We start from the raw sequence: 13,024 nt of genomic DNA on the forward strand, positions 1-13,024 counted from the left end.
CGGCAGGTCTGTCGTCAGATCTGGGTCTCAAGGGCCAGCGCATCGCCCGGCTCCTGAATGAAAAACCCCTGAAAGTGGCGAATGCCGAAATCCCAGAAGGCCGCAAATATCTGGGCATCCTCGATACTGGCCGCCACTACGTTCTCTGCCCCACCGACATACTCGATCAGTCGTTTCAGGGCAGGCTCCGCTTCGGCGCGCTGGCGAATGCGCTGGTTCCAGCTGGCATCCAGTTTGATCATGTCCGGCCGCACCACCTCGGTCAGCAGGCCGCTGTCTCCCTCGGCAGCCACCTCATCGATGATCACGCCACAGTGCATCGTGTGCAGATGCCCGAAGAATTCCGCCACCCGCGCCGGCTGTCGCAGCACAAACCGCTCTGGCAGGGAAAAGTACACGCGCCGCGCGCCTTTCAGGCGTGAGTTCTGCAGTGCATTGGCAATGAAAGGCAGTATCTTGTCCAGTGTCTCGCTCACGGGCGACAACCTGATCACGACGGCCCAGGATTCCGCCTCCTTGCCGCGCAAGGTCGTCATTTCGTTGATCGTATGTTCAATCACCCAACGGTCCAGGCCGGACAACCCCCCGTCGGCATAATGCTCCACGAAGTTGAGGAACTGATCCGGTGGGTAGATGTTGCCCGCGTCATCCTCGAGCCGCACCGACACCTCGAACAAGGGTTCATTGCTTTCCAGGTTGACGATCGGCTGAAAGAACAACTTGTAACCCCGGGCGCTGATTGCCTTGCGTACCGCCTGATCAGCAGGCTGGCGCGCCTTGCTCTTGACACTGCTGGCAAGCACCGTGGTGCCCGCCTTGTTTTTCAGTGCCTCGGCACAGGCTTTTTCCGTGGCGAGCAGCGCCTGTTCAACATTGCCCTGGCTGCCGTCCAGCAGCACCGCACCCAGACTGAAAACGGCATTCTGGCCTTCGCCTGACACAAAATCCGTTTCCGCCAACTGCTGGCGCAGCTTCTCGACGAACTCCTCGGCAAGCTCGTTATCCGGCATGCTCACCCGCAGCAGGAATACAAATTCACCCCACAGGCAGCCCTGACCGGCAATGGCCGGGTGCGCCGCCAGCTGCCGCTCGATCCGATCCTGCAACGCCGCCGCCGCGACAACGCCGTGGCGCTGACGCAGGTAATCGCTGTTGCTGACCATCAGATGCAGCAGCAACTCCCCGGCCGAATCACCGCGCAGTCGACGCGCGGCCAGCGCATTATTCAATTCGCCCAGGAAAAACGCGCGGTTCTGTAGCCCTTCCGGGCTCTGCCGAACGCTGGCCATCTGCATGCGCCGCGACACCTGTCGCGCTTTATCGAGGTGCAGTCGCAGTTTCTGGACCAGCACCTTCTCATCCAGCGGCTTGGTCAGGAAGGCATTGCCGACAATGCTGAACTCTTCCTGATGATCAAAGGCGCTGGCATCACCCGAGACAAAAATAATCGGAATATCCAGATACCGGGAATCCTGACGCAGCAGGCGTGCCACTTCCACGCCATTGATGCCCGGCATCTGATAATCCAGCACCAGAATATCCGGCCTGACCCGTTCCATCGCATCCAGAATGCCCAGCGGCTGATTCAACACCTTCACGCTGAAACCGGCGGCTTCCATGGCCGTGCGCAGCCAGTCACTGAGCTGCACATCGTCATCCACCACCAGCACGCGCTCGCGATTGGCATCACGGTGTGTGAGCAGCGACTCGAGCCGGGCCTTCAGATCAGACTGCGCGACCGGCTTGGGCAGATAACTGGCCGCGCCAGCACGCAACGCTCGCAGCCGTGACATCACATCCGTACGCGCGGAGAGCATGACCACCGGCACGACCAGCCCACGCCGTTCGCGCACCGTCGTCAACCAGTCCACGCCGCCCATGGGCGCATCAGGGAAACTGACGTCCAGCAATAACAGGTCAAAACTGCTGCGACTGAGCGCCTGCTCAAAGTCCTCCGGCGTGCTGAACCAGATGGCCTCACAGCCCCACTGTTCGAGCCACAACCGCAGCTGACCCGCCAGCACTTCGTCGTCTTCTACCAGAGCAATACGCGCATTGAGCCCGCTGTCGGCGACAGCCGGCGCGGGCACGTCAGCGGTGGCGGCTGTTTCTGCTGCACGTTTGCCCTTCAGAGCCGCATCCAGTGCCCGAACGAGCCCCTGCATGGCCGCATCGATCGCTTCACGGCGCGCCGCGGATGCGACCTCGCCGGTTTCCAGCAAGGGGCTGAGCAGGTTTTCCAGCTCACGGGCGGCCACCGTAATACCCTGATAACCGAATGTGGTGCCGCTACCGGCAAGCTTGTGTGCGGTCTGGTACATGGCCTGCACAGACGGCGCCTCCCAGCTGACATGCCGAAGCCTGCGCCAATGCTCATTGAGCACTTTGGCGTGCGCCGGCAAGGCCTTGAGGTATTGCAGACGCAACTCCCTCATTTTTTGTGCATAGGCGTCGTCTGTCATGCGCTCTCTACCCCCAGCCCCGGACCGTTACTTCTTGCCGATAATATAGACGGCATGTATGACGCCGGGGAAATACCCCAGCAGGGTCAACAGAATATTGAGCCAGAATGCGCCACCGATACCCACTTGGAGAAACACACCCAGCGGCGGTAGCAAAACGGCAAAGATAATACGGATGATATCCATGTCCTGATCTCCCTGATGATTCCGGGAGCGCCCTGTGCAGGCGCAGCTTTCCCCATCATGGACGAAGCTGCGACAGAACGGCAATGAAGGAGCGTAATTTTTTGCAAAGCTGAGGAGTGGGTACGGGGCGGGGAGAACAATGATGTGATGGTAATGTGCCATCACATCATTGTTGTTCGGGGTCGTGCCTGTGTGCGGTCAGACCCGACAGTCCGACTCAGGCGAACGGATGGCGCAACACGATGGTTTCATTGCGATCCGGCCCGGTGGAAATGATATCAATGGGCGCGCCTGTCACTTCCTCGATACGCCGAATGTAAGCACGCGCATTTTCCGGAAGGCCGTCGAGCGTTTTCACGCCCAGCGTGGATTCCTGCCACCCGGGCAGCGTTTCGTAGATCGGCTCCATCAAGGCATAGGAGTCTGCATCCCAGGCTGCGGACAGACTGTTACCGTCCGCATCGCGGTAACCGATACAGATATTGATCTCGTCCAGGCCATCCAGCACATCCAGCTTGGTCAGGCACAGGCCGCTGACAGAGCTGATCTCGATGGCGCGCTTGAGCGCCACCGCATCGAACCAGCCACACCGGCGCGCACGGCCCGTGGTGGAACCAAACTCATGACCGCGCTCTGCCAGGCGTTCGCCGACTTCACAAAACAACTCGGTGGGGAACGGCCCGGAGCCCACACGCGTGGTGTAGGCTTTGGTGATACCCAGCACATAATCCAGATACAGCGGCCCGAAACCGGACCCGGTGGCGGTGCCACCTGCGGTGGTATTGGAAGAGGTCACGTACGGGTAGGTGCCGTGATCGATATCCAGCAGCGTGCCCTGCGCACCTTCAAACATGATGCTCTCGCCAGCGCGACGTTTGGTGTGCAGCACCTCGGTCACATCGGTCACCATGTCGCGCAGATCTTCAGCGTAAGCCATCATGTCATCCAGCGTCTGCTGGAAATCCACGGGCTCGGCGTTGTAATAATTGCGCAATACAAAATTATGATAGTCCAGCAACTCGCCCAGCTTGGCGGCAAAACGCTCGCGCTGGTAGAGATCACCCAGGCGCACGCCACGGCGGGCAACCTTGTCTTCATACGCTGGCCCGATACCGCGACCAGTCGTACCGATCTTGGCTTCGCCACGCGCTCGCTCGCGCGCCTGGTCCAGTGCCACATGCACTGGCAGGATCAATGGGCAGGACGCGCTCAGCCGCAGCCGCTCACGGACCGGCACCCCCTTCTCCTCCAGGCCCCGGATCTCGCGCTGCAAGGCCTCCGGCGACAGCACAACGCCATTGCCGATCAGGCACTGCACGCCATCGCGCAGAATACCGGAGGGAATCAGGTGCAGCACCGTCTTCTCACCATCAATAACCAGCGTATGGCCCGCGTTATGGCCACCCTGGAAACGGACCACACAGGCCACCTGATCGGTGAGCAGATCGACGATCTTGCCCTTGCCTTCATCACCCCACTGGGTGCCGAGAATAACGACGTTCTTGCCCATTAGTACTCAACTGATCCGCGAAAATTAAAGGGAAACGATACGCCACTGCGGGCCATCGGCCACCAGTTGACGGTCACAACCTAGCTCTGCCGGGTCATTATCCGCCCCCGGCAGCGCCTGCACCACCCGCTCGCCCGAAGCGCGCAGACGGGTTATTTCTGCCGCCAGCGGCCCGGAGGCCCCCGCCGGCGCAAGAATGCCACGAAACGTCACCGGCACCTGACAGGCCGCCAGCAATTTCAGATCGGCACTGAAGCCCGTGGCCGGCCGCGCACGGCCGAACACTTCACCAATGTGATCATAACGCCCGCCCTTGGCCAGCGGCTCGCTGAAACCATGGCGATAGGCCGCGAAGATGCAGCCCGTGTGGTAGTGATAGCCCCGCAGCTCGCCCAGGTCCGGGTGCAACTGCACCGCCGGAAAGGCGTCCGCGACACGCTCCGCCAGGGCCGCCAGCTTGGCCAGCTCCGCCAGCACCGCAGCGCCGGTATCCGCCAGCAGGGCGGCGGCACGCGCCAAGGCGCCCTCACCCGCCAACCAGGGCAACGCCGCCAGGGCCGATGCCACCGGCGCCGGCATGTCACGACTGGCAATGAACGCATCCAGTTCTGTGCGTGCCTTGCGCAGGTAAATATCCGACAGGCTCGCTTCATCGGCCTCATTGAGGCCCGCAGCGCGCACCAGCTCGCGATAGATCGCCACGTTACCCAGGTCCAGTGTGACGTCCGCAACACCGGATTCCGCCAGCGTGGTCAGCATCAGACCGATGACTTCCGCATCACTGTCGACGCCATCGTGGCCGAACAGCTCCACACCCACCTGATAGGGAATCCGGGAGCCGCCGGGCAGGGCCGCCCGGGTGCGCAACGCCGTGCTGCAGTAACACAGACGGCTGGGGGCATTGCGGCGCAAACTGTGGGCGTCGATGCGAGCGACCTGCGGCGTGATATCTGCACGCACCCCCATCAGCCGCCCGCTGAGCTGGTCCGTCAGCTTGAAGGTTTCCCGCTCCAGGTCCCGGCCAGCGCCATTCAGCAGCGACTCCAGGAACTCGATCAATGGCGGAAACACCAGCTGATAGCCCCAGCGATCGTAGAGATCCAGCAGGCGCCGGCGCAGGCCTTCTATGACGGCCGCCCCCTCTGGCAGGATCTCTTCGACCCCCTCAGGCAGCAGCCACTGTTCTTCACGATTCATCATAGGTCATACGTCAGAGGTCATACGTCAGACAGCAAAACGCCGGGCGGTTATCGCCCGGCGTTGCGCATGGTAGCACTTTGCTCCGGCCCAGGCACTCTTATCCATCGGTATCAGAGCGCATCAGGCCGGGGCCGTGATCAGTTGCCGGTCGAGCTCTTCAGGTAACGGAAGAAGTCACCATCAGGCTCCAGCACCATCACGTCGCCTGCGCCCCGGAAGGTTTCCCGGTAGGCCTGCAGGCTGCGGTAGAACTTGTAGAACTCGCGCTCGCGGTTATAGGCATTGGCGTAGATACGCGCGGCGGTAGCATCCCCTTCACCGCGCATCTGCTCGGCATCACGGAATGCGTTGGCCAGCAAAACGGTGCGCTGACGCTCCGCGCCGGCACGGATGATCTCCGCTGCCTCGCGACCTTCCGAACGGTGCCGCGCAGCATCACGGGCCCGCTCGGCGCGCATCCGGTCGAACACCCGCTCACGCACTTCGCTCGGCCAGTCCACCTGCTTGACGCGAATATCGACCACGTCGATACCGAAGTCTTCCAGCGCATCGCCGCGAACATCCGCCAGCACGCTGACCATCAGCTGCTCACGCGCGTCGTGCTGCGGGTCCATACGGGCCGCTTCTTCGGCGGTGATGGTTTCCAGCGGCTCATCGTCGGAACGGGAGCCGTCGCCAATTCCCAGGTCACGTGCGGTCAGCTCGCCATTCTCATCCGGCATGGCACTGTCAGGATCGACGATGACCTCCCGACGCCCCGCCACAACCTGTTGCACGGTGCGCTGTGCCACGGCGTTACGCAGCCGCTCCGCCACCCGGGCATTCAGACGCTGCTGGGCGATCTCGCGCATCCGCTCGGAGGTATTGACCCCGCCGCCGCCGATCACTGTGACGTACTTCTGCACGTCTTCCACACGCCAGATCACGAAGGAACTGACATCCATGAGCTTGCGCTCGGAAGTCAGATAGGACTGCGCGGGCAGCTCATACGCTGTGGCGCGCCCATCCACTTTCAACACCTGGTCAATGAACGGCATCTTGCCGTGAATGCCAGGCTGGATATCCGTACGCACAATTTCCTGAAAGCGCTTGAGTACCGCACGTTCGGTTTCGTTAACAATGAAATACGAGTCCAGCGCCACGATCACCAGGAACAGACCGGCGACCAGACCCATAAGGCTTCTTGGGGACATCAGCGCACCTCCCGGCTACGACCATACAGACTTTGCTGCTGCGAACTCCGCGCACCCGAGGACGTACCGCTGCTACCACTGCTACCGGCACTACTGCCGTCGCGCGTGGGCACAGACGTGCGCTCGGCGCCATCAGAAGAGGAACCACTCCGCTCCTGGTGTTGCTTCATGATCTGATCAAGCGGCAGGTAAATCAGGCTGTCGCCGCCCTGCACATCCACCAGCACCTTGCTGCTGTTGCCGATCACTTCCTGCATGGTTTCGATATACAGACGCTCGCGGGTTACCTCCGGCGCGTTGTTGTACTCGGTCAACAGCGCCATGAAACGATCCGCTTCACCCGTGGCGCGCGCTTCCACTTCTGCCCGATAGGCTTCCGCTTCTTCACGCAACCGCTGAGCGCGGCCACGCGCTTCCGGGATAATGGCATTGGCGTAGGATTCGGCCTCTTTCTGGAAGCGGTCTTCATCCTCACGGGCCCGGGTCACATCCTGGAAGGCATCCCGCACCGCCGCCGGCGCCTGGGTGCTGTCGAGCACCACGGCGGATACCAGCAGACCGGTAGAATAAGTATCCAGATAATCCTGCAGGCGCGTCTGCACCTCGGAACGCAGGCTTTCCCGCTCAGAGCTCAGTACGGCGTTGATCGTCTTGCTGCCGACCACATGACGCAGCGCGCTCTCTGTGGCGTTACGCAACACGCTCTCGGAATTGGCCACCTTCAACAGGTACGCCGCCGGGTCCAGAACCCGATACTGCACATCCAGCGTCACGCTGACGATGTTGGTGTCACCACTGAGCATCTCTTCGCTGATGCGGTGGCTGTTGACCTGGGTCACGTTGATCTTGTGATATTCCTCGAACGGCGGCAGATGCCAGTTCAGACCCGGATCGACGATACGGTGCAATTTGCCGAAGCGCAGCACCACACCCTGCTCGGCAGAGTCCACCTGGAAGAAGGCCCAGAAGCCGTATACAAAGATCAGCACGGCAATCACGATGGCCACAATGCTGCCGGAAGGGGCACTGCCACCGCCGCTGCGCTTGTTGCCACCGCCGCCGCCAAAGGCGCCGCCGAGCTTGTCCTTGAGGTTGCGAATCACCTCATCCAGGTCCGGTGGCCCCTGGTCGTTGTTGCCGCCATTATTGCCACCGTTGTTGCCGCCACCTTTACCGCCGCCACCCCAGGGGTCCCGCGGCTTTTGTCCGCCAGGTTCGTTCCAGGCCATCGAATTCTCCGTCAGTCTTGCTCAGCTACCCCGCCTGACACGCCAGCAGGTCCGCGTTTCGCGCGAACCCTACCGGCCATCCGGCGAGCGTGAGCGGGAAGGATTGTAGGAAGGGGTTTCATCCCCTGCAACCGCCGCAGGCGTGACATCAGCCTCCAGCAACCCTTCACCGCGCAACAGTCGTTCAAAATGGATGCGGTTGACCCGCACCCGCAGTAACAGATTCCCGGACTCATCCAACTGCTCGTCCAGTACTTCACCCGCCTCGTGCAATCGCGCCCGCATGCGCCCGGAATCCGCCGGCAGGCGAATCCAGCGATCCACCCAGCCCGTCGCCAGGCGCTCCGCCATGGCATCATACAGCAGTTCCAGCCCCTCGCCGGTATGCGCCGACAACCAGACGCGCCAGGGCTTGCCCTGCTCGTCCCGCTCGATGCGCGGCGCCTCACCGGCCAGGTCGACCTTGTTATACACGTGCAGCACTGGCAACTCGTCAGCGCTGATTTCCTCCAGCACCTCGTTCACCGCCATCACATTGCGGTCGCGGTCCTCTGCGGCGCAATCCGTGACATGCAGCAACAGACTCGCCCCCAGCGTCTCTTCCAGCGTAGCACGAAACGCATCGACCAGCCGGTGCGGCAGGTGCCGGATGAAGCCCACGGTGTCCGCCAGAATGGCTGGCCCGACCCCCGGCACCCGCACTCGGCGCAGGGTCGGGTCCAGCGTAGCGAACAACTTATCCGCTACATATACCTCGGCCTGCGTGAGCACATTGAAAAGGGTCGACTTGCCCGCGTTGGTATAGCCCACCAGTGAAATCAGCGGAATCTCGGAGCGCTCACGCGCCCGCCGCCCCTGGGCACGCTGGCTGCGCACCTTGGTCAGCCGCCCTTCGATGCTGCGAATACGCTCGCGCACCAGACGGCGGTCCGTTTCCAGCTGGGTCTCACCGGGCCCGCGCAGGCCAATGCCGCCTTTCTGCCGCTCCAGGTGGGTCCAGCCACGCACCAGTCGCGTGGACAAATGACGCAATTGCGCCAGCTCCACCTGTAACCGACCCTCATGGGTGCGGGCACGCTGGGCAAAGATATCCAGAATCAGGCCAGTGCGATCCAGCACCCGGCACTTGAGCGCGCGCTCCAGGTTGCGCTCCTGGCCGGGGCTGAGGATATGGTTGAACAGCACCACATCGGCTTCGTGCTCACTGACCACCGCGGCGATTTCCTCGACCTTGCCGGACCCTGCATAGGTCGCCGGCTCCGGACGATCCCGCCGCCCGGTGATCTCCGCCACCGGCGCTACGCCACTGGAAACCACCAAGTGGTGAAATTCTTCCAGATCTTCGTGGCCGGCACCGTCAGGCAGGTCGATATGCACCAGTACGGCGCGTTCCGGCAACTGGTCGTTGTCGGGGGATGTGTGTTCGGGACGTTCAAAGAATTCCATAGCATACCGGTTTGCGAGAAGGTAAGCGGGCCATCAACCGGTCGACGGAACAGGAGGGAGACAGCCAGAGCGCCACGCGCGCAATTGCGCCCGTAACGCTCCAGACAGCCAGGTGGTGCTCAGATTTCTGACAATGCCAGGTTCAGGCGTTGCCGGGGTAGCCATCGTCGTTCGGCTGACCCATTGCCGGATTACCGCCAACGGGACCGGCTGCACGCGGATTGCGCGCCGGAACCACGGTGGAAATCGCGTGCTTGTAGACCATCTGACTGACTGCGTTTTTCAGCAGCACCACGTACTGGTCGAAAGATTCGATCTGTCCCTGCAGCTTGATGCCGTTAACCAGAAAGATAGAAACGGGGATACGTTCCTTCCTCAGGGCGTTGAGAAAAGGGTCTTGTAGCGAGTGCCCTTTCGACATGGTGATTCTCCTTGAAGTACAAGCAAGTAAAAAGTAACGCCCTACAAGATCGATTGTCGGCAAACCGCCGAAGCAAATATCCTGGGGCAATCAGCGCAAATTGCCGGGCAGCGCACCCGGCTCCGTCACAAAGTGATGTATGCGGCCAAGCCTTGTCTTTTCAAGACAGCCTTTTCAAGACAGCCAAACGCCACTTTGTAGCAGTTGTGGACACCGGCCAAACCAGCCAGTGTCGCCCTTTTCGTCATCGGTACGGTGAGAAGGTTCCCCCGCCCTGTCCTGTCATTACCGTTCGTCCATTACTCTATGCGTTACTCTGCATCGCTACTAAACACTGATTCGTCCAGCCTTTCAAGGACTTGCCCGGGCAAACCCGGCGCATCAGGCTCCAGCACCGTCAACCCCGGCCAACCCCGCAACCAGGTCATCTGGCGCTTGGCCAGTTGGCGGGTCGCGGCCAGCGCCCGGCGTTGCATTTCCTCGCCATCATACTGCCCGTCCAGATGCTCCCACACCTGCCGGTAGCCCACCGAGCGCACCGCCGGAAGCCCCGGATGCAGGTCGCCGCGAGCGCGCAGGGCCGCCACTTCAGCGACCAGGCCAGCATCCAGCATCACCTGAAAGCGCTCGGCTATGCGGGCATGCAGGCGTGCACGATCCTCGGGGATCAGCGCAAACTGGGCCACATTATAGGGGAAAGCCGCGCTGCCGCTGGACGGCTGGTCCGACAATCCGGCGAGCTGCTCATCTCGCTTTTGCCGGGCATGGTGCTCGGAAAGCGGCACGCCCGTCAGCATATAGACCTCGAGGGCGCGCTGCAGCCGCTGCTGGTCATTCGGTTTCAGCCGGGCCGCCGTCTCCGGATCGACCGCCGCCAGCCGGGCATGCAGCGCCGGCCAGCCGAGCGCCCTGGCCTCGTCATCGAGGCGGGCGCGCAATGCCGGATCGGCCTCCGGCAGGGCCGCCAGCCCACCCAGCAGCGCCCGGAAATACAGCATGGTGCCCCCCACCAGCAGCGGCACCCCACCCCGCGCGTGGATCTCGCGAATATGCGCCAACGCATCAGCGCGGAAGTCCGCCGCAGAATAAGGCTGCGCCGGATCGCGCACACCCAGCAACCGGTGCGGGGCCACCGCCAACTCCTCCGGCGCCGGTCGCGCTGCACCGATCTCCAGCCCGGCGTAGATCAGGGCCGAATCCACACTGATGATCTCCAGCCTGGGCAAACGGCGCACCAACTCCACCGCCAGCGCCGTCTTGCCGGAGCAGGTGGGGCCCATCAGGAATACCACGGGTGGCGCGGTATGGGTGGCGGAGACGGTATCGGCGGCAGGCATGGCTATCCGGGTGGCAGATCAGGGTAAGGGTTGCAGGGCCATGGTAAGGCAACCCCGGCATTTGTCCATCCGTGCAGGTATCAGCGCGGCCTGCGCATTTAAGAAAACTGTCATAAATAAGACACATACGCGTCACTGCGGCGGCGCAACCTTGCCCGTATGAAAAAACTGATGAGTGAACCGGGCAGAATCACCCGGACAGAAGACAGGGCAAACGCCCACACAGACAGGCACTACGCCATCGTCACCGAGACCTACCCCCCGGAGATCAATGGCGTCGCCCTGACCGTGCGCAATCTGGCCAACGGCCTGCGCGCCCGCGGCCACCGCGTTACCGTGATCCGGCCGCGCCAGGCAGCAGACGGACAGCCCGGCAACGATCCGGCTACCGGCCAGAACACAGCCACGGACATCACCGTCCCGGGCATGAAACTGCCCCGCTACCCCGGCCTGCAGTTCGGCCTGCCGGCTGGCGGCAAGCTGCGCCGACTGTGGCGCGAACAACCGCCCGACGCCATATATGTTGCCACCGAAGGTCCGCTCGGCTGGTCCGCCGTGAATACGGCCCGGCAACTGGGCATCCCGGTGGCCACAGGCCTGCACACCCGCTTCGACGAATACACCCGGGACTACGGTCTGGGCTTTCTGCAAGGCATCGCCTTTGCCTGGATGCGCTGGTTCCACAATCGCGCCAACGCCACACTGGTGCCCACCGGGGAACTGGCCACTTTCCTGAGCGCGCGCGGCTTCCGGCAAGCGGTGCACCTGCCCCGCGCGGTCGACCCGCAGCGCTTCAGCCCGACGCACCGGGATGCGCAGCTGCGACAGCGGTGGGGCCTGGCAGACGATGATCTCGCGGTGATCTACGTTGGCCGCATCGCCGCCGAGAAAAATCTTGGCTTGGCCGTCCGCGCCTTCCGCGCAATCCAGACCCACCAACCTCGCGCCCGTTTCATCTGGGTCGGCGAGGGCCCCCAGCGCGCCGCGCTGGCGGAGGCCAACCCCGACTTCATCTTCTGCGGCCTGCAACTGCATCAGGCATTGGCCACGCACTTTGCCAGCGGCGACCTGTTCCTGTTCCCCAGCCGCAGCGAAACCTTCGGCAACGTGACGCTGGAAGCCATGGCCAGCGGCGTGGCCACCGTCGCCTTTCACTACGGCGCCGCCCGGGAACATCTGCGCAACGGCCTGCACGGCGCAGCGGTAGACACCGATGAGGCCTTTGTTGAGGCGGCCGTGGCACTGGCGCGGCAACCGCAGCAACGGCAACACCAGGGCCGCGCAGCCAGCGCAGCCATGCAGCGACTGCACCCGGATCAGGTTGCTGCCAACTTTGATGCTCTGCTGAACGGCCTCGGCGCCCGACGCACTGCTCGAGAGGAGGTATCACCATGCAACTGATGTCCCGCGAACTGATATTGCTGCGCGATACCGGCTGGTGCCTGCGCGCCAACCGCTGGTGCGAACGCCATGTGTTACGCAGCTACTTTTCCGTGGTCAGCCGGCTCGGCGACGGCGTCTTCTGGTATACCCTGATGGCCGCCATGATCGCAGTAGACGGTCTCTACGGCCTGACCGCCGCCGCACACATGATGGGCACGGGGCTGGTGGCACTGGTGATGTACAAGACACTGAAACGCTGGACACGGCGCCCGAGGCCCTTCGCCAACGACGGTCGCATCCGCGCCTGGGTTGCGCCACTGGATGAGTTCAGCTTTCCTTCCGGGCACACACTGCATGCCACCGTGTTTACCCTGGTCGCACTGGCGTATTACCCGATGCTGGCGATCCTGCTCGTGCCCTTTGCGATCAGCGTGGCGCTCTCGCGGGTATTCCTGGGGCTGCACTACCCCAGCGATGTACTGGCCGCGATGGGCATCGGTATCGCACTCGCTGGCACATCGCTGTATCTGTTCTGATCCCCACGTTCACCGCTGTCCCCTGATCAGGGGACACAACCGCATCAGCTTGCTGAATTCGCTTGTTAGCCATTCACCGCACCACCATACTGCAAATAATAAAAAACATAAGCACTGCCCT

Annotated in this window: 11 protein-coding genes; 2 read left to right on the forward strand and 9 right to left on the reverse strand. The window is 62.6% G+C overall.

Features of this window, described 5'->3' with window-relative positions; genetic code table 11:
* Positions 1-14: 14 nt before the first annotated feature.
* The 9 genes from K8B33_RS14095 to miaA form a co-directional block, all read right to left on the reverse strand.
* Complete coding sequence (locus K8B33_RS14095; protein ID WP_223427617.1) at positions 15-2,462, reverse strand: EAL domain-containing response regulator; 2,448 nt, start codon at positions 2,460-2,462, stop codon at positions 15-17.
* Between the two features lie 27 nt (positions 2,463-2,489).
* The gene (locus K8B33_RS14100) at positions 2,490-2,648 is read right to left on the reverse strand and encodes a YqaE/Pmp3 family membrane protein (protein WP_111655656.1); all 159 of its coding nucleotides are present in this window, start codon (positions 2,646-2,648) and stop codon (positions 2,490-2,492) included.
* Positions 2,649-2,865: 217 nt separating this feature from the next.
* Positions 2,866-4,158, reverse strand: a complete 1,293-nt coding sequence (locus K8B33_RS14105; RefSeq protein WP_223427619.1) for an adenylosuccinate synthase — start codon at positions 4,156-4,158, stop codon at positions 2,866-2,868.
* Positions 4,159-4,182: 24 nt separating this feature from the next.
* Complete coding sequence (locus tag K8B33_RS14110; protein WP_223427621.1) at positions 4,183-5,355, reverse strand: ATP phosphoribosyltransferase regulatory subunit; 1,173 nt, start codon at positions 5,353-5,355, stop codon at positions 4,183-4,185.
* A 140-nt stretch (positions 5,356-5,495) separates the two neighbouring features.
* Positions 5,496-6,551, reverse strand: coding sequence for a protease modulator HflC (gene hflC / locus K8B33_RS14115; RefSeq protein ID WP_223427624.1), 1,056 nt, complete (start codon positions 6,549-6,551; stop codon positions 5,496-5,498).
* The gene (gene hflK, locus K8B33_RS14120) at positions 6,551-7,780 is read right to left on the reverse strand and encodes an FtsH protease activity modulator HflK (RefSeq protein WP_223427626.1); all 1,230 of its coding nucleotides are present in this window, start codon (positions 7,778-7,780) and stop codon (positions 6,551-6,553) included. The genes hflC and hflK overlap by 1 nt, the downstream gene beginning before the upstream one ends.
* A 69-nt stretch (positions 7,781-7,849) precedes the next feature.
* Positions 7,850-9,226 (reverse strand): ribosome rescue GTPase HflX, encoded by a 1,377-nt coding sequence (gene hflX / locus K8B33_RS14125; protein WP_223427634.1) that lies wholly within the window; start codon positions 9,224-9,226, stop codon positions 7,850-7,852.
* A 142-nt stretch (positions 9,227-9,368) separates the two neighbouring features.
* Positions 9,369-9,647: an RNA chaperone Hfq gene (gene hfq, locus K8B33_RS14130; protein ID WP_223427640.1), complete on the reverse strand. Its 279-nt coding sequence runs from the start codon at positions 9,645-9,647 to the stop codon at positions 9,369-9,371.
* 311 nt (positions 9,648-9,958) lie between these two features.
* Positions 9,959-10,984 carry a tRNA (adenosine(37)-N6)-dimethylallyltransferase MiaA gene (miaA, locus tag K8B33_RS14135; protein WP_223427642.1) on the reverse strand — a complete coding sequence of 342 codons (1,026 nt, stop codon included), beginning with the start codon at positions 10,982-10,984 and terminating at the stop codon, positions 9,959-9,961.
* Positions 10,985-11,155: 171 nt separating this feature from the next.
* Between miaA and K8B33_RS14140 the strand changes: the two genes are divergently transcribed.
* Both K8B33_RS14140 and K8B33_RS14145 read left to right on the forward strand, forming a co-directional pair.
* On the forward strand, positions 11,156-12,385 hold the full coding sequence (locus K8B33_RS14140; protein WP_223427643.1) for a glycosyltransferase family 4 protein: 1,230 nt from the start codon (positions 11,156-11,158) through the stop codon (positions 12,383-12,385).
* Positions 12,376-12,903: a phosphatase PAP2 family protein gene (locus tag K8B33_RS14145; protein ID WP_223427647.1), complete on the forward strand. Its 528-nt coding sequence runs from the start codon at positions 12,376-12,378 to the stop codon at positions 12,901-12,903. Before K8B33_RS14140 ends, K8B33_RS14145 begins: the two co-directional genes overlap by 10 nt.
* Positions 12,904-13,024 lie beyond the last annotated feature (121 nt).

Origin of the sequence: Alcanivorax limicola (genome assembly GCF_019931215.1) — a bacterium.
GTDB classification, from domain to species: domain Bacteria; phylum Pseudomonadota; class Gammaproteobacteria; order Pseudomonadales; family Alcanivoracaceae; genus Isoalcanivorax; species Isoalcanivorax limicola.